This window comes from Sphingomonas flavalba (assembly GCF_047553045.1).
GTDB lineage: Bacteria > Pseudomonadota > Alphaproteobacteria > Sphingomonadales > Sphingomonadaceae > Sphingomonas_L > Sphingomonas_L flavalba_A.
This window is the reverse complement of the sequence record NZ_CP180208.1, coordinates 3,043,590-3,061,284: the sequence shown is the minus strand read 5'-3', so window position 1 is coordinate 3,061,284 and position 17,695 is coordinate 3,043,590. Positions and strand designations below refer to the sequence as shown.

Sequence of the window (17,695 nt, the reverse complement as noted above, 5' to 3'; positions counted from 1 at the left end):
CACCGGCCGGATTGAAAGTGGAAGGACTTAAAGGCATGGCGCATTTCGATCTTCTGTTGAGAGGCGGCACCGTCCACACCCCCGGCGGCCCGGTCGCGACCAGCATCGGCGTGACCGGCGGGCGCATCGCCGAGCTGGGCGTCGATGGCGACGCCGGGATGGTGATCGACTGCACCGGCCTCGACATCATGCCGGGCGTGATCGACAGCCAGGTCCATTTCCGCGAGCCGGGGCTGGAGCATAAGGAAGACCTGGAATCGGGCAGCCGATCGGCGGTGCTCGGCGGCGTCACCGCCGTGTTCGAGATGCCGAACACCAAGCCCAACACCGACACGGCGGAGGCGCTGGCCGACAAGCTGAAACGCGCCCACCACCGCATGTGGTGCGACCATGCCTTCTACGTCGGCGCAACCGCCGCCAATGCCGAGGCGCTGGCCGAGCTGGAGCGGATTCCGGGGGCGGCCGGGGTCAAGATCTTCATGGGCGCGTCGACCGGCGACCTGCTGGTGTCCGACGACGGCAATCTGGCGCGGGTGCTGGCGAGCGGCCGGCGCCGCGTCGCCATCCACGCCGAGGACGAGCCGCGGATGAACGCGCGGGTGGACGAGCGCGTCCCCGGCGACCCGTCGTCCCACCCGGTCTGGCGCGACGACGAGAGTGCGATGCTTGCCACCCGGCGCATCCTGCGGCTGGCGCGCGCTGCCGGGCGGCGCATCCACATCCTCCACATCAGCACGCCGGCGGAATTCGCGCTGATCGCGCAGAACAAGGATATTGCGAGCTGCGAGGTGACGCCGCAGCACCTGACCATGGCCGCCGAGGACGTCTATCCGCGCCTTGGCACCTTCGCCCAGATGAACCCGCCGATCCGCAGCGCCGCCCACCGCGACGGCCTGTGGTACTGGCTGAACCAGGGGGTGCCCGACGTGCTCGGTTCCGACCACGCGCCGCATACCCGCGAGGAGAAGGCGAAGCCCTACCCGCAAAGCCCGAGCGGCATGCCCGGCGTTCAGACGCTGCTGCCTCTGCTGTTAGACCATGTCGCCGCCGGCCGGCTGAGCTTTCAGCGGCTGATCGAGCTGACCAGCGCCGGGCCGCAGCGTGTGTTCGGGCTGGTCGGCAAGGGGCGGATTGCCGCCGGGTACGACGCCGACTTCACCGTCGTCGACCGCAAGGCGCGCTGGACGGTGGAGGAGGACTGGCTCGCATCGCGCTGCGGCTGGTCGCCGTTCACCGGCATGACGCTGACCGGCCGCCCGGTCGGCACGATCGTGCGCGGCAACCGGGTGATGTGGGAAGGGGCGCTGGCCGACAGCGCGGTCGGCGAGCCGATCCGCTTCGAGTCGACCGCCTTCTGAGCCGGGGTCAGCAGGCGGGGATCGCCGCCGGCTTGCCGGAGATAGTGTAGGCCGCGCCATCCGCCGCTTTTTCGTAGCGGGTGGTGCCGGTTACGCCGCCGGAATAGCGGATGGCGAAATCATGGTCGCGGGCGCCGGCGACGATCGTGCCCTCCACCTCCTCCGCCTTGCCGTCCGTCACGGCGCCGGCGTCGGAATAGCCGATCGGCAGATCGTCGGCGATCGTCACCGGGCCGCCGTCGGTCAGCGCGACCAGCTGGGCGCGGCTGCAGGTGAAGCCCTGAAACGTGCCGCCGCGCCGTGCCTCCACCACCGGCACGGAAGCGATGTCGTCGCGTAGCTGCCAGTCGGGCGCGCCACCGAAACTGGTGCCGGCGGCGGCGGCCGGAAAGGCGCGCTCGACGGTGAAGCTATCGTCCGCGACCTTCAGATAATGAACGACGAGGGTGCCGGCGCAGGCATGGCAGTCGTCGCCCTGCCCGCCGGACACGAGGATCGGCCGGTCGCCGCTCCACACCAGCCGCGCCGGGGTCAGCACATAGCTCTGGTCGGCGATACGGACGGCGCGGCTGCGCTCGTCGGGAAAGACGACGGCGACGGCGCGGGCGAGCTGGGTGGCGGGATCGAGCGCTTTCATCGCCGCGACCGGATCGACGACGGCGGGCGCAGGGGCGTCCGCCTGCTGCTGCGGCTGGCGGTCGCAGCCCGCCAGCGCCAGCGCCGCGGCCAGCGCCCCTGTTCCGATCCATCCACGCATCGCACTCTCCCACCATCCGGTTCGCCGGTTTCGCCGCGCCCGACCCCGCCGGTCAAGCCGCCGGGCGGGTTTTCGCCCCGGCGCTGCCCCGGTCGGTCCGGACCCCCTTCATTTTCCAGCGAAAAAGGTGGAAACAAAGCGGCAATGCCGTCCGCCGCCGACCGGCGGGCGATACCAGGGGGTTCCGCCATGCCGCATCCGCCGCTTACCGCCATTGTCCTTGCGCTGGCGCTTGCCGGCCCCGCCCCGGCGGCGGTGCCTTCGCCGCCAGCGAGCGCGGCGCCGCGGCTCGACGGGCTGCTGCCGGTGACCGTCGACCGCAAGGACGGACGCATCCTGATCAGCCTGCCGGCGCCGGACAAGGACGGCATCGCCGGGCGGTTCATCTACGCCAACGCGCTGCGGACCGGGCTAGGATCGGCGACGATCATGCTCGATCGCGGCGCCAATAGCGGGTCGCGGCTGCTGGTGTTCCGCCGGATCGGCAACCGGGTCGCCGCCGAGTTCGAGAATCCGCGCTTCCGCGCCGCCGCTGCCCCGGCGGCGGAGCAGGACGCGGCGCGGGCCAGCTTCGCCTATTCGACTGTCTGGATCGGCAAGGTCGACGGCGAGACGACCGGCGGCGGCTTCACCGTCGACATCGCACCGATGCTGGCGACCGACACGATGGGCATCGCCGACGCGCTGAACGGCGCCGAGAAGGGCTATGCGCTGAACCCGGCGCTGTCGGCGGTCGACCCGGCGTCGGTGAAGGTGTTCCCCGACAATATCGAGATCGAGGCGCGCCAGACCTATACCTCCGCCACGCCGGGGACGGAGACGCGGGCGATTTCGCCGGTCGGCGGCAATGTCAGCTTCGTCGTCCGCCACAGTTTCGTGCGGCTGCCGCCGGCCGGCTACACGCCGCTGCGCTTCGACCCGCGCGGCGGCAGCTTCGCCACCCAGGTCGTCGACTACGGTACGCCGCTGGGCGCGCCGGTGGTCTATGAGCTGGCCAACCGTTTTCGCCTGGAAAAGACCGACCCCGCCGCCGCGCGGTCGCCGGTCAGGAAGCCGATCGTCTTCTACATCGACCGCGCCGCGCCGGAGCCGATCCGCACCGCGCTGGCCGAGGGGACGCGCTGGTGGGCCGATGCGTTCGACAAGGCCGGCTTCGTCGACGCATTCAAGGTCGAGATCCTGCCCGAAGGGGTCGACCCGCTCGACCTGCGCTACAACATCGTCAACTGGGTCAACCGGGCGACGCGCGGCTGGTCCTACGGCCAGGCGGTGACCGATCCGCGCACCGGCGAGATCATCAAGGGCAATGTCATGCTCGGCTCGTTGCGCGTGCGGCAGGACATGCTGATCTTCGAAGGGCTGGTCGGCGCCGACAAGGTCGGCAGCGGCGGGCCGAACGACCCGGTGCAGGTGGCCCTTTCCCGCATCCGCCAGCTTGCCGCGCACGAGGTCGGCCACGCGCTGGGCCTTGCCCACAACTTCGCGGCAAGCACTCAGGGCCGGTATTCGGTGATGGACTATCCGGCGCCGCGCATCACCCTGAACAACGGCGCGCCCGACCTGTCGGACGCCTATGGCACCGGCACCGGGCGGTGGGACGATTATGCGATCGACTGGCTCTACGCCTCCGCCAGCGACGAGGCGGCGCGGGCGACCGCGATCGCCGGAGTCAGGGAAGGGCTGCGCTACGCGACCGACGGCGATGCCCGCGCGCCGGAGACCGGCCAGCCGTGGGGCAGCCTGTGGGACGACGGCGCCGACCCGGCGGCGGAGCTGGACCGGATGGCCGGCGTCCGCCGCGCGGCGCTGGAACGCTTCGGCCTAGGCGCGCTGGCGGCGAACGAGCCGGTCGCCAATCTTCGCCGCAAGTTCGTGCCGATCTGGCTGCTCGACCGCTACCAGATCGAGGCGACGGGCAAGCTGCTCGGCGGCGTCGACTTCGCCTATGCGGTGACAGGCGACGGGCGGGAGCAGGCGCAGCCGGTGGCGGCGGCGCTGCAGGCCCATGCGCTCGATTCGCTGCTGGCGACGCTGGCCGCGCCGGCGCTGGACGTGCCGCAGGCGCTGGTGCCGATGCTGTCGGCCGGCTGGTCCGGCGAGACCGACCGGCAGTTCGACATCGAGATATTCCGTACCGCCGGCGGCCCGGTGTTCGACCCGCTGGCAGCGGCGGAGGCGAAGGCGGCGCAGACGCTGATGGTGCTGCTCGCCCCGGCGCGGCTGGCGCGGATGGCCGTGCAGCAGCAGCGCGATCCGGCCTTGCCCGGCGCCGACACGCTGATCGACCGGCTGATCGCCGCGACGTTCGACGCGCGCGACGGCGGGCGGCGGGCAGCGGTCAGGCGACGGGTGGCGACGACAACCGCGCTGGCGCTGGCGCGTGTGGCGCGCGACCCAGCACTGGTGCCGGACCAGGCCGTTGCCATTGACGACCGCTTGCAGAGGCTGGCCGGAGTGCTGGCCCGACGCCCCGGCGACGCGGCGGAGCAGGGCTGGGCGCGTGGCCTGTCCCGGTTGCTCGCCGACCGCGAGGCGCTGGACAAGGCGGTCGCCGACAAGGCCCGCCTGCCGAATGTGCCGCCGGGCATGCCGATCGGCGCGGAGAGCGACTGGATGGCGTTCGACGGCAGCGGCGGCTGAGGCGGTTCCGGCCGATTGTCTTCGCGGACACGGCGACTATAGCGGAGCGATGGACGACGATTTCCGCAAAGCCGCGCTCGACTATCACCGCCACCCCCGCCCGGGGAAATTATCGGTCGAGGCGACCAAGCGGATGGAAACGCAGCGCGATCTGGCGCTGGCCTATTCGCCGGGCGTCGCCGCCGCCTGCGAGGCGATCGTCGCCGACCCGCACAGCGCCGACCTCTACACCGCCCGCGCCAACCTGGTCGGTGTCGTCACCAACGGCACCGCGGTGCTCGGCCTCGGCAAGATCGGGGCACTGGCGTCGAAGCCGGTGATGGAAGGGAAGGTGGTGCTGTTCCGCAAGTTCGCGGGGCTGGACGCGTTCGACATCGAGGTCGACGCGAACGACCCGGAGCGGTTCTGCAACGCCGTCGCCGCGCTGGAGCCGACCTTCGGCGGCATCAACCTGGAGGACATCAAGGCGCCGGAATGCTTCGCGATCGAGGCGGAGCTGCGCCGGCGGATGAACATCCCGGTGTTCCACGACGACCAGCATGGCACCGCCATCGTCTGCGCCGCGGCGGTTCGCAATGCGTTGCTGCTGCAGGGCAAGAAGATCGGCGACGTGCGGCTGGTCACCTCCGGCGCCGGCGCCGCCGCGCTCGCCTGCGTCGACCTGCTGGTGGCGATGGGCCTGCCGGTCGCCAACGTCACCCTGACCGACATCGACGGGGTGATCCATGCCGGGCGCGAGGGGATGCTGCCCAACATGGCGCGCTATGCCCGCACCACCGACGCGCGGACGCTGGCGGAGGTGGTGGCGGGCGCCGACATCTTCCTCGGCCTGTCGGCGCCGGGGGTGTTCAAGCCGGAATGGCTGCCGCTGCTCGCCGACAAGCCGCTGCTGCTGGCGATGGCCAATCCCGATCCGGAGATATTGCCCGAACTGGTCCGCGCCGCCCGCCCCGACGCGATCGTCGCGACCGGCCGCTCCGACTATCCGAACCAGGTCAACAACGTCCTGTGCTTCCCCTACATGTTCCGCGGCGCGCTGGACGTCGGCGCGACCGAGATCAACGAGGCGATGAAGGTCGCCGCGGTCGAGGCGATCGCCGCGCTGGCCCGCGCGACGCCGGAAGAGACCGTCGCCAACGCCTATGGCGGCGAGCAGCTTATCTTCGGCGCCGACCACATCATCCCCAAACCGTTCGACCCGCGCCTGATTCTGGAGGTCGCGCCGGCGGTGGCGAAGGCGGCGGGGGACAGCGGCGTCGCCCGCCGGCCGATCGAGGACATCGAGGCCTATCGCGCCTCGCTCGCCCGCTTCTCCTACCGGTCGGTGCAGCTGATGATGCCGGTGTTCGAAGCGGCGCGGCGCGGCGAGCCGCGGCGGATCGCCTATGCCGACGGCGAGGCGCAGCGGGTGCTGCGCGCGGCGCAGACGGTGGTCGACGAGCGGCTGGCCCGGCCGGTGCTGATCGGCCGGCGCGCGGCGATCGAAGCCGGGCGCGACGCACTTGGCCTGCGCTTCCGCATCGGCGAGGATGTCGAGGTGGTCGACCCGACGACGGACGACGCGCTGTTCGACGCGCTCGGCGGCGAATATGCCGCGATCGTCGACCGGCGGGGCGTGCCGCCGGCGGAGGCGGTCAAGCGGCTGAAGCGGCGGTCGACGATCACCGCCGCGATGCTGTTGCGCGCCGGCCATGTCGACGCGGCGCTGGGCGGCGGGCCGGGCGACTGGTGGAGCGACATGAAGATGGTGCTCCAGGTCATTCCCCGCGCCAAGGGGGTGGCGCGCACCTATGCGCTGACCGCGCTCATCACCCCGCACAGCACCCTGTTTTTCTGCGACACCCATCTGATGGTCGACCCCGACGCCGGCCAGCTGGCGGAGATGACGCTGCTCGCCGCCGATCAGGTCCGCCGGTTCGGCATCACGCCGAAGGTGGCGCTGGTGTCCCATTCCAATTTCGGCGCGTCCAACTCGCCGAGCGCGCGCAAGATGCGCGACGCGCTGAAGCTGATCCGCCTGCGCGCGCCGGACCTGGAGGCGGACGGCGAGATGCACGCCGATTTCGCGATCAACCCGGTGCTGCGCGGCCAGGCGGTGACCGCCAGCCCGCTGACCGGGACCGCCAACCTGCTGGTGATGCCGTCGCTCGACGCCGCCAACATCTCGCTGACCCTGCTGTCGTCGGTGACCGGCGGGCTTGCCGTCGGGCCGATGCTGCTCGGCCTGTCGAAGCCGGTGCATGTACTGGTGCCGGCGACGACGACGCGCGGCATCGTCAACATGACCGCCTTCGCGGTGGCGCGGGGATAGATTGCGGGCCGGCCCGGCCGAATCAGGACCGGGTGGCGTTCAGCGCGGCGACAATCCGTTTCACATCCTGCGAGCGGCCGCGCGGCAGGACGAGGACATGGTTGCCGCTGGCGACGACGATCAGGTCGCTGACCCCGATCGCGGCGATCGTCGGCCCGTCGCTGCGCAGCAGGCAGTTGCGGGTGTCGATCGCCAGCACGTCGCCGCCGACGGCGTTGCCGTCACCGTCATGCGGCGTCATCGCGTGCAGCGCGTCCCAGCAGCCGACATCCGACCAGCCCATCGCCACCGGGACCACGGCGATCCGGTCCGCCTGTTCCATCACCGCATAGTCGATCGAGCGCGCGGGTGACGCCATGAAGGCTTCGCCGTTCGGGTAGATGCGGTCGCCGGCCCGCTCGCCCCGCGCCATGGCGGTGCGGGCGGCGGCCAGTATGTCCGGCGCATGAGCGGCGAGCGCGTCGAGATAGGCGTCGGCGCGCAGCAGGAAGATGCCGCCGTTCCACGCATGGCCGCCAGCGGCGAGCATCGCTTCCGCCCCGGCGCGGTCCGGCTTTTCGACGAAGCGGGCAACGCGGTGGACGCCGTCGCCCAGCGCATCGCCGACCGCAATGTAGCCATAGCCGGTTTCCGGCGCGTCTGCAGCGATGCCGAAGGTCACCAGCCAGCGATCGGCGACATAGGGCAGCGCGCGGGCGATGGCAGCGTGGAAGGCGGGCAGATCGTCGATGACATGATCGCTCGGCATGACCAGCAGCGGGGTTTCCGGATCGGCGGCGGCCAGGGCGGCAAGCGCGATCGCCGGCGCGGTGTCACGCCCGGCCGGTTCGAGGATCAACAGCGCCGGGCGGATGCCGACCTGTTCCAGTTGCTGTTCGACCATGTCGGCATGGGCGCGGCTGGCGACGACGACCGGCCGGGCGAAGCGCGCCGCGTCGCCGGTCCGCAACGCGGTCAGTTGCAGCATCGTCTGCGCCGCGGTCAGCGCCATCAGCTGTTTCGGCCGCTCCGCGCGCGACATCGGCCAGAGCCGGGTGCCGGCGCCGCCGGAGAGGATGACCGGGGTGATGGGCAGGGTCATGTCGCGGCGTGTTCCATGCTGAAACCGGAATGCGGTGGCGAGAGGACAACCCCGAATCCGGGGCAAAAGCTCCCCCCTATCCGGCGCCTTCAGGAAAAATTTGTCAATTTGAGCGACAGGGGGGTGGGTGTCGGAATGTCTTACGCCACGGCGCGGGACGGACCCGACGGGAACGGACAACGCGATCGGCATGGTCAAACTGTTCAGGCATTATGTCCAGTGTGCGAAACTGGCGCGGGGTCCGTTCGCCTCCGTGCGCCAGTCGGATGCTGTCCGTCTGAGCCTGTGCCCGGAAGGCGCGCGCTGAGATGATCGAGGCAGCCGCAATCTGGGGCCATGCGATCGCCGCGACATTGTTCGCGGCGCTTGCGGTGTGGCAGGCGCGCCGTGGCGGCGCATCCTACCAGCGCAGCATGCTGGCCGGGGCGCTGGCGCTGACCGCGGCCTGGGCGCTGGCGACCGCCGCGCTCGGCCCGGCATCGGTCGTCGCGCGGGTGGCGGAAAGTGCCCGCAATCTGGGCTGGCTGGGGTTCATGTTCCTGCTGCTGCGGCTGGGCGAGGGCGACCAGCGCAAGGCGGCGGTGTCAGGCCTGTACGGCGTCGTCGCGCTGGTGATCGGCGCCGAGATCGTCATCGACCTGGCGCTGCGCGGCATGACCGGCGATGTCGACGGCGTTGTGCTGTTCGTCGCGCTGGTCCTGCGGCTGATGGCGACGATCGGCGCGCTGGTGCTGGTCCACAACCTCTATACCGCCGCCGCGCCGGCCGCCCGCGCCGGCATCCGGCTGGCGATCATCGGCGTCGCGGTGATGTGGGCTTACGACCTGCAGCTTTACACCGTCGCCTACCTCGCCCCGGCCTGGGCCGGCGAGATCGCGGCGCTGCGCGGTGTCGTGATGCTGGGGCTGGCGCCGCTGTTCGCGCTGGCCGCGCGGCGGCGGGATGCGTGGAAAATCCGCCTGTCGCGCACCGTCGCCTTCCAGTCGCTCTCGCTGGCCGCAATCGGCGCCTATCTGATCGTGATGGTGGTGGTGACGACCGCGCTCGCCCGTTTCGGTGGCGAGCAGGCGCGCGGCGCGCAGGTCGCCTTCGTCTTCGGGTCGACGATGGCGGCGCTGCTGCTGCTGCCGGCGGCGCCGTTCCGCGCCTGGTTCAAGGTCAAACTGGCCAAGCATTTTTTCCAGCACCGCTATGATTACCGCACCGAATGGCTGCGCTTCACCGAAACGCTCGGCCGCCCCGGCGCCGATGGCGGATCGCTGGACCAGCGCGTCGTCCAGGCGATTGCCGACATCACCGAATCGCCGGGCGGCCTGCTGCTGCTGCCCGACGACAGCGGCGGTCTGGCCAGCCAGGACCGGTGGAACTGGCCGACGCTCGATGCGCCGGCGATCGGCGGCGACGCGGCGCTGGTCACCCATTTCGAGCGGACCGGCCGGATCGTCGAGCTGGATGCGGTGCGCCGTGGCGCCGGCGCCGACGCCGACGCGATGCCGGAGTGGATGACCGCCTGCCCGTCGGCCTGGGCGGCGGTGCCGCTTGTCCATTACGACCGGCTGGCCGGGGTGGTGTTGCTCGCCCGCCCGGCGATCGGCCGCACGCTCGACTGGGAGGATTTCGACCTGCTACGCGTCGTCGGCCGGCAGGCGGCCAGTTATCTGGCCGAAGCGCGCGCGGCCGAAGCGCTGTCCGAAGCCCGGCGATTCGACGAGTTCAACCGTCGCTTCGCCTTCATCATGCACGACATCAAGAATCTGGTCAGCCAGTTGACCCTGCTCGCCCGCAACGCCGAGCGCCATGCCGACAACCCGGATTTCCGCGCCGACATGATCGCGACGCTGAAGGAATCGGCGACGCGGATGAACGACCTGCTTGCCCGCCTGTCGCAGCACAACAAGGGGCGGACGGCGGAACCGCGCCCGGTGCCCCTGCTATCCGCCGCCGATGCGGTTGCCAGCCGCAAGCGGGCGTCGCACCCGGTCACTCTCGACGGGCCGGCGGAGCTGTTCGTCTTCGCCGACCCGCTGCGGCTGGAGCAGGTGCTTGGCCACCTTGTCCAGAACGCGATCGACGCCAGCCCGCCCGGCGAGCCGGTGCACGTCACCGTCCGCCGCCACGGTGTCGACGCCGCAGTCGAGATCGTCGATCGCGGCGCGGGGATGAGCGGCGATTTCATCCGCACCCAGTTGTTCAAGCCGTTCGCGTCGACCAAGGAAGGCGGGTTTGGCATCGGCGCCTATGAGGCGCGGACGCTGGCCGCGATGATGGGCGGCCGGATCGAAGTTGAAAGCCGCGAGGGCGAAGGCAGCCGGTTCACCCTGATCCTGCCGCAGCCCGCCGGCACCCCAGTCCAGAAGGTAGCGTGATGAGCGACAAACCCCGCCTGCTGATCGTCGAGGACGACCAGGGCCTGCAACGGCAACTGCGCTGGGCCTATGAGGATTACGAGGTGCTCGTCGCCGGTGACCGGCAGGCGGCGATCGACGCGCTGCGGCTGGGCGAGCCGAAGGTGGTCACCCTGGACCTCGGCCTGCCACCGGACCCGGACGGGACCAGCGAGGGTTTCGCCACCCTTGCCGAGATACTGGCGCTGGCGCCCGACACCAAGGTGATCGTCGCATCCGGCCATGACGCGCGCGAAAGCGCGCTGCGAGCAATTTCCGGCGGCGCCTATGATTTCTACCAGAAGCCGGTCGACATCGACGAGCTGGGCCTGATCGTCCGCCGCGCCTTCCACCTGCACGCGATCGAGGCGGAGAACCGGCGGCTGGCCGAGAGCATGGACGGCCGCCACAGCCTGCTCGGCGGGATGATCACCGCCGCGCCGGAGATGCTGAAGGTGGCGCGGACGATCGACCGGGTCGCCGGCACCAACGTGTCGGTGATGCTGCTCGGCGCCAGCGGCACCGGCAAGGAACTGCTGGCGCGCGGGCTGCACGATACCAGCCGCCGCTCCGGCGCCTTCGTTGCGATCAACTGCGCCGCGATCCCGGAAAACCTGCTGGAAGCCGAGCTGTTCGGCCATGAGAAGGGCGCGTTCACCGGGGCGATCAAGACGACCGAGGGCAAAATCGAGCAGGCGCAGGGCGGCACGCTGTTCCTGGACGAGGTCGGCGACATTCCGCTTGCCCTTCAGGTCAAGCTGCTGCGTTTCCTGCAGGAGCGGGTGATCGAGCGGATCGGCGGGCGCAAGGCGATCCCGGTCGACACCCGCATCGTCTGCGCCACCCACCAGAATCTGGATGAGATGATCGGCGACGGCCGGTTTCGCGAGGACCTGTATTACCGCCTCGCCGAAATCGTCGTGAAGATTCCGACGCTGGCCGAGCGGCCGGGTGACGCCGGGCTGCTCGCCCGGCATTTCCTTGGCCGCTTCGCCAAGGAAATGAACCCGGCGGTCAAGGGCTTCGCCCCCGACGCGCTGACCGCGATCGACGCCTGGTCGTGGCCGGGCAACGTCCGCGAGCTGGAGAACCGGCTGAAGCGGGCGGTGATCATGGCCGACGCCCGGCTGCTCACCGCCGCCGACCTCGACCTGGAGGCGCAGGACGGCGACGAGGCGCTGATCAACCTGAAGGCGGCGCGCGAACGGGCCGACCGCAAGGCGATTCGCCACGCGCTTGCCCGCACCGAAAACAATATTTCCGCTGCCGCCAAGCTGCTCGGGATCAGCCGGCCGACACTGTACGATCTGCTGAAGCAGTATGACATCTCGACAACCTAGTCGCCGACGGCTGCTGGCGGTGCCGCTGCTCGCGGTGCTGGCCGGGGCCGCGGGGATGGCGCTGGCCAGCGCCCCGTAAACACGCCGCAAGCGGGCACTGGACCCGGCGGCGCACCGGGTTATGGGGGAATGCATGACCGACGACAGCCTTGCCCGCATCGCCGCCGCGCTTGAGCGGCTCGCGCCGCCGCCAGCCGCCCCGGCCGATCCGATTGCCCACCCCGCCTATGGCTGGCGCGACGGCGCACTGGTCGCCGCGCGGCAATTCGCACCGCTGCCGCTGGCGCTGCTGACCGGAATCGACGCGCAGAAGCAGGCGTTGCGCGACAACGCCGCCCGGCTGGCCGCCGGCCATGCCGCGCACGACGTGCTGCTGTGGGGCGCGCGCGGCACCGGCAAGTCGGCGCTGGTCAAGAGCGTGGTCGGCGATCTGCAGGCGGAAGGCCGGGCGATCGCGCTGGTCGAGGTACCCGGCGACCGGCTCGACACACTGCCGGCGCTGTTCGACGCGGTGGCCGGGGTGGCGCGCGCCTTCATCCTGTTCGTCGACGATATCGCATTCGAGGGCGGGGCCGACGGCGCCCGCGCGCTGCGCTCGCTGCTGGAAGGCGGGACGGAAGCGCGGCCGGCCAACGCCCGGCTGCACGTCACCTCCAACCGCCGCCACATCGTCGCCCGCGACATGGCGGAGCAGGACAGCGCGATCAATCCGCGCGACGTTGCCGACGACCGGCTGGCGCTGGCCGACCGCTTTGGCCTCAGCCTTGGGTTCCACAATGTCGACCAGGCCGGCTATCTGGCGATGATCGAAGGCTATTGCGCCGCCAACGGCCTGCCGTTCGACGCGGCCGACGCCGTCCGCTGGGCAACCCAGCGCGGCAGCCGTTCCGGCCGCGTCGCCTGGCAATATGTGACCGAACTGGCCGGACGGGCGGGCAAGGCGATTTGAAACGGGGGATTGCGGGATGAAGGGATGGATGGGGCGATGCGCGGCCGGGCTGGCGCTGCTGGCCGGCGGCACGGCGGCAACGGCCGGAGTCTATTCGGACGACCTGACCCGCTGTCTGGTCGACAAGTCGACGACGGACGACCGCGCGCAGATGATGCAGTGGATGTTCGTCGCGCTTTCCGCCAGCCCGGTGACCCGGGACATGGCGGCAATCAGCGACGCCCGCCGCGAGGATGTCAACCGCAGCGGTGCCACGCTGTTCGTCCGGCTGATTACCGACACCTGCCGCAGCCAGTCGGTCAACGCGCTGAAATATGAAGGGCCGCTGGCGTTCGAGGCGGCATTCAATACCCTTGGCCAGGTCGCGGCGCGCGGGCTGATGGCCGACCCGGCCGTCATCGCCGAGCTGAGCAAGCTCGATTCCTATATGGACAAGGCCAAGCTGGACGCACTGGGCCAGGAAGCGGGCCTGCCGAAGCGCGGCGTCCCGGCAGCCCCGCCGGCCCCGCCCCCGCCGACGCGGAAATAGGCGGGCGTGGGCCGGCGCCGATCCGGCGAGCGGATTAGACCTTAGCGCGCCAGGTCCGGCGGCGTCGCCTCCGCGTTGAGCAGGGCGATCGCTTCGGCGACCGACATCACCCGTTGCCCTTCGCGGCCGAGGGTGCGGATGGCGACGGTGCCTTCCTCCGCCTCGCGCTTGCCGACGACCAGCAGGTGCGGAACCTTTGCCAGCGAATGTTCGCGCACCTTGTAGTTGATCTTCTCATTACGGGTGTCGGTTTCGGCGCGCAGCCCGGCGGCGGTCAGTTGCGCGACCACATCCTCCGCATAGCCGTCCGCGTCGGACACGATCGTCGCGACCACCGCCTGCACCGGCGCCAGCCAGAGCGGGAAGCGCCCGGCATGATGTTCGATCAGGATGCCAATAAACCGTTCGAACGTGCCGAGGATGGCGCGGTGGAGCATCACCGGCCGGTGCCGCGCGCCGTCCTCGCCGACATAGGAGGCGTCGAGTCGTTCGGGCAGCACCGTATCCGCCTGGATCGTCCCGACCTGCCAGGTGCGGCCGATCGCGTCGGTCAGGTGGAATTCGAGCTTTGGCGCGTAGAAGGCGCCTTCGCCCGGCAGTTCCTCCCAACCATAATCGGCGGTAGCGCGGCCGGCCTTGGCGACCGCCTGGCGCAGGATCTCCTCCGCCTTGTCCCAGTCGGCGTCGGAGCCGAAGCGCTGCTCCGGCCGCAGCGCCAGCTTGATCGCGTAGCGTTCGAAGCCAAGGTGGCGATAGACGCTGTCGAGCAGGTCGCAGAAGGCGACGATCTCGTCGATCAGCTGGTCGTGCCGGCAGAAGATATGCGCGTCGTCCTGAGTGAACTGTCGCACCCGCATGATGCCGTGCAGCGCGCCGTGCGGTTCGTTGCGGTGGCAGCAGCCGAATTCGGCCATGCGGATCGGCAGCTCGCGATAGCTGGTGATCCCCTGCTTGAAGATCAGCACATGCGCCGGGCAGTTCATCGGCTTCAGCGCCATCAGATCGCCGGCGCCGGACAGCACCGGCGTATCGTCCTCGGTCGACGGAATCTCGTCGGGGACGACGAACATGTTCTCGCGGTATTTGCCCCAGTGGCCGGAGCGTTCCCACTGGGTCGCGTCCATCAGCTGCGGAGTCTTGACCTCGACATAACCGGCGGCATCGAGCCGGCGGCGCATATACGCCTCCAGCTGGCGCCAGACGATATAGCCCTTCGGGTGCCAGAAGACCGAGCCGTGCGCCTCCTGCTGCAAATGGAATAGGTCCATTTCCGCGCCGATCTTGCGGTGATCGCGCTTCGCCGCTTCCTCCAGCCGCAGCAGATGGGCGTCGAGCTGCTTCCGGTTCAGCCAGCCGGTGCCGTAGATGCGGCTCAGCATCGCGTTCTTCTGGTCGCCGCGCCAATAGGCGCCGGACACGCGGGTCAGCCTAAACGCCGCCGGGTCGAGCTTGCCGGTCGAGGCCAGATGCGGGCCGCGGCACATGTCGAACCAGTCACCGCCGGAGCGGTAGACGGTCAGTTCCTCGCCCTCCGGCAGTTCGGCGGCCCATTCGGCCTTGAACGTCTCACCCTGTTCGCGCCAGCGCGCGATCAGCGTCTCACGCGGCCAGACCTCGCGGACCAGCGGCTTGTCGGCGGCGATGATCCGGCGCATTTCCTCCTCGATCGCCGGAAGGTCCTCCTCCGTAAAGGCGCGGTCCTTCGGCGCGAAATCATAATAGAAGCCGTCGTCCGTCGCCGGGCCGAAGGTGATCTGGGTGCCGGGGAACAGCGCCTGCACCGCTTCCGCCAGCACATGGGCAAAGTCGTGCCGCACAAGTTCCAGCGCATCCGCCTCGTCGCGCATGGTGACCAGCGCCAACGCCGCGTCATGCTCGATCGGCCGGCCGATGTCGCGCAGTTCGCCGTCAACCCGGGCCGCCAGCGCCGCCTTGGCCAGCCCCGGCCCGATCGCCGCCGCCACTTCCGCCGGCGTAGTGCCGCGCGCCATTTCGCGCACGGAACCATCGGGAAGGCTGATCGTGATCATCTCGGACATCGATTGGGTCTGACCTTGAAAGCGGCGCAGGATCGCGCGCGCGACTTATGCCCGCGCGACGCCGCCTTGCGCAAGGCACCCCCGCGTCGGCGGCCGGTGGCGCAAACAGTATTGCGTCTTGCGCTGTCCGACGCCAGTCTCCTGCCGGGGAAAATTGGGGGGAGATGATTGAATGGATTCGGAAAATTCCGATCCGGCGTCGCCGGAGGATGCGTTCGCTTTCGTCGGCAGCTGGCGTGAATTCGCGCCGATCGCGTTTACCAACCTGTTGCTGACGATCGCCACGCTTGGCATCTACCGCTTCTGGGCTCGGGCGCGGGAACGGCGTTATCTGTGGAGCCGCACCCGCTTCATCGACGAACGGCTGGAATGGGCGGGCACCGGCAAGGAAATGTTCGTCGGCTTCCTTGTCGCCATGGCGGTGCTGGTGCCGGGCTTTCTGTTCGCGACCACGGCGTTCGAGTCCCTGATCCTGCGCGGCGAAACAGTGCTCGCCTTTCTCGTCATCGCGTCGCTTTACATCGGCATCTTCTATCTGACCGGCGTCGCCCTGTTCCGGGCGCTGCGCTACCGGTTATCGCGTACCTACTGGCGCGGCATTCGCGGCGGCAGCAACGCGCCCGGCTGGCACTACGGTTTCTCGGCGGTGTGGCGGACGGTTTGCGGAATTCTGCCGATGGGCGTGCTGGTCCCCTGGGCGATGGTCTCGCTGTGGAACGAGCGCTGGGGCAGCATGAGCTTCGGGCAATATCCGTTTCGCGCCGAAGCGACGGCCCAGGGCCTGACCAAGCGCTGGATGCTGCTCTGTATGGGCGGCACCATGATCCTGTTGGCGATAGGCCTGTTCGCGTTGTTCGGCACCGTGAAAGGCGCCAAACCGTCTCCAGGTTCGGCGGCGACCATCGCCGTGCTGGTCCTCTTCTTCTATGCGTTCATTCTCGTTGCCAGCCTGGCCTATTACGCGCTCTATTATCGCCATGTCATCGGCAGCCTGTCGCTGTCCGGTCTGGATTTCACATTCTCCGCCAGTTCGCGGGCGTGGTTCGGGCTGATACTCGGCAACATCGGGCTGGTGATCGTGACGCTGGGGATCGGCGCGATTTTCCTGCCCTACCGCAACTGGTCTTTTTTCATCCGCCATCTGGGCGCTACCGGCGAAATCGACCTCGCCGCGCTCAGCCAGTCGACCACGCGCTCGGCAAGCGATGCGGAAGGGCTGGCCAGCGCGTTCGACATCGGCGCGATCTGATCCGCGCACATGACAGCCGGCTGGCTCTACGACGGGACGAACGCGTGGCGGCATGACGTCACCGTCACGGCCAGCAATACGTGTATCCACGTGCTTTTCCCCGACGGGCAAAGCCTGATGGTGCCGGTTTCCGTCCTGACCCCCGGCCTTGACGAGGATGGGCGAAGTTTCCAGCGCGACGATGTCGAGGGCTGGCGACTGACGCTGACCAACCCGCCGGACACAGCACTGGCGGCGCTGCTTCCACGCACCAGGCGCTATGGCGGGTGGATCGACCGGGTCGGACTCTGGCGGGCGACCGGTGTCGCGCTGTTCCTGTCGGCGGTGCTGGTCGCGGTCGGCTATACCGCGCCGAACTGGCTGGCGCCGTTGGTCCCGATGCAGTGGGAAAAACGCTATGGCGACGCACTGGTCGGCGACTTCGGCGGGCATTTCTGCAAAGGCGCCGGCGGGCAGGCCGCGCTGGACCGGCTGACGGCGCGATTGGCGCCGGACGGGGGCTTCGCCATCCGCGTCATCGACATGCCGGTTGTCAACGCCGCCGCCCTGCCCGGCGGGCATATCGTCATATTCCGCAAGCTGATCGACGATGCGCGCTCACCCGATGCGCTGGCCGGGGTCGTCGCCCACGAGATCGAGCATGTCCGCAAGCGTCATGTGATGAGCGGCCTGATCCGCCGGTTCGGGGTCGGCATCCTGCTGGCCGGCGTCGGCGGGCAGACGGGGTCCGGCATCGATACCGTCGTTGGCCTCAGCTATGGCCGCACAGCCGAGCAGGAAGCGGACGAAGGCGCCGTTGCCCGCCTCGCCGCCGCCGGGATATCGCCGCTGGCCACTGCCGATTTCTTCCGGCGCCTGCCCCGCCTGAACGACAAGCTGGACGCCGCGGCGACCTATCTGTCGACTCACCCAATGGCGCGGGAGCGGGAGCGCCTGTTTGCCGCCAGCCACGACGCCAGGCAGCCATATCGTCCGGCGCTGGACGCCGCCGACTGGGCCGCGCTCCGCCGCATCTGCGCAGGGTGACGGCGGCCCGCCGGTTGCCGCTTCGAGCGGCG

At 69.8% G+C, this 17,695-nt stretch carries 12 protein-coding genes; 9 read left to right on the top strand and 3 right to left on the bottom strand.

What is annotated here, in order from left to right:
* The first annotated feature begins 35 nt into the window (after positions 1-35).
* Complete coding sequence (locus tag ACMT1E_RS14625; RefSeq protein WP_414901171.1) at positions 36-1,358, top strand: dihydroorotase; 1,323 nt, start codon at positions 36-38, stop codon at positions 1,356-1,358.
* Positions 1,359-1,365: 7 nt separating this feature from the next.
* On the opposite strand, the gene ACMT1E_RS14620 is transcribed toward ACMT1E_RS14625, so the two are convergent.
* Positions 1,366-2,115: a hypothetical protein gene (locus ACMT1E_RS14620; RefSeq protein WP_414901169.1), complete on the bottom strand. Its 750-nt coding sequence runs from the start codon at positions 2,113-2,115 to the stop codon at positions 1,366-1,368.
* Between the two features lie 189 nt (positions 2,116-2,304).
* Here ACMT1E_RS14620 and ACMT1E_RS14615 point away from each other — a divergent pair, with 189 nt between their 5' ends.
* Entirely contained in the window at positions 2,305-4,755 is a 2,451-nt protein-coding gene (locus tag ACMT1E_RS14615; RefSeq protein WP_414901167.1) for a zinc-dependent metalloprotease, read from the top strand.
* 49 nt (positions 4,756-4,804) lie between these two features.
* Positions 4,805-7,066, top strand: coding sequence for an NADP-dependent malic enzyme (locus ACMT1E_RS14610; protein WP_414901166.1), 2,262 nt, complete (start codon positions 4,805-4,807; stop codon positions 7,064-7,066).
* Positions 7,067-7,088: 22 nt separating this feature from the next.
* Here the strand turns inward: ACMT1E_RS14610 and ACMT1E_RS14605 are convergent, their stop codons facing one another.
* Positions 7,089-8,147 carry a mannose-1-phosphate guanylyltransferase/mannose-6-phosphate isomerase gene (locus tag ACMT1E_RS14605; protein WP_414901164.1) on the bottom strand — a complete coding sequence of 353 codons (1,059 nt, stop codon included), beginning with the start codon at positions 8,145-8,147 and terminating at the stop codon, positions 7,089-7,091.
* A 308-nt stretch (positions 8,148-8,455) separates the two neighbouring features.
* Here ACMT1E_RS14605 and prsK point away from each other — a divergent pair, with 308 nt between their 5' ends.
* From prsK to ACMT1E_RS14585, 4 genes are all read left to right on the top strand, one after another.
* Positions 8,456-10,513 (top strand): XrtA/PEP-CTERM system histidine kinase PrsK, encoded by a 2,058-nt coding sequence (prsK, locus tag ACMT1E_RS14600; protein WP_414901162.1) that lies wholly within the window; start codon positions 8,456-8,458, stop codon positions 10,511-10,513.
* Positions 10,513-11,871: a PEP-CTERM-box response regulator transcription factor gene (prsR, locus tag ACMT1E_RS14595; protein ID WP_414901160.1), complete on the top strand. Its 1,359-nt coding sequence runs from the start codon at positions 10,513-10,515 to the stop codon at positions 11,869-11,871. The genes prsK and prsR overlap by 1 nt, the downstream gene beginning before the upstream one ends.
* A 133-nt stretch (positions 11,872-12,004) precedes the next feature.
* Positions 12,005-12,820: an ATP-binding protein gene (locus ACMT1E_RS14590; protein WP_414901159.1), complete on the top strand. Its 816-nt coding sequence runs from the start codon at positions 12,005-12,007 to the stop codon at positions 12,818-12,820.
* A gap of 16 nt (positions 12,821-12,836) precedes the next feature.
* Positions 12,837-13,349, top strand: coding sequence for a hypothetical protein (locus ACMT1E_RS14585; protein WP_414901157.1), 513 nt, complete (start codon positions 12,837-12,839; stop codon positions 13,347-13,349).
* A gap of 41 nt (positions 13,350-13,390) precedes the next feature.
* On the opposite strand, the gene thrS is transcribed toward ACMT1E_RS14585, so the two are convergent.
* A complete protein-coding gene (thrS, locus tag ACMT1E_RS14580; protein ID WP_414901155.1) occupies positions 13,391-15,388 on the bottom strand; it encodes a threonine--tRNA ligase in 1,998 nt (665 codons plus the stop codon).
* Positions 15,389-15,560: 172 nt separating this feature from the next.
* Between thrS and ACMT1E_RS14575 the strand changes: the two genes are divergently transcribed.
* Together ACMT1E_RS14575 and ACMT1E_RS14570 are read left to right on the top strand one after the other, a co-directional pair.
* Positions 15,561-16,637 carry a YjgN family protein gene (locus ACMT1E_RS14575; RefSeq protein WP_414901153.1) on the top strand — a complete coding sequence of 359 codons (1,077 nt, stop codon included), beginning with the start codon at positions 15,561-15,563 and terminating at the stop codon, positions 16,635-16,637.
* A gap of 9 nt (positions 16,638-16,646) precedes the next feature.
* Positions 16,647-17,663, top strand: a complete 1,017-nt coding sequence (locus ACMT1E_RS14570) for a M48 family metallopeptidase (RefSeq protein WP_414901151.1) — start codon at positions 16,647-16,649, stop codon at positions 17,661-17,663.
* The last annotated feature ends 32 nt before the right edge of the window (positions 17,664-17,695 follow it).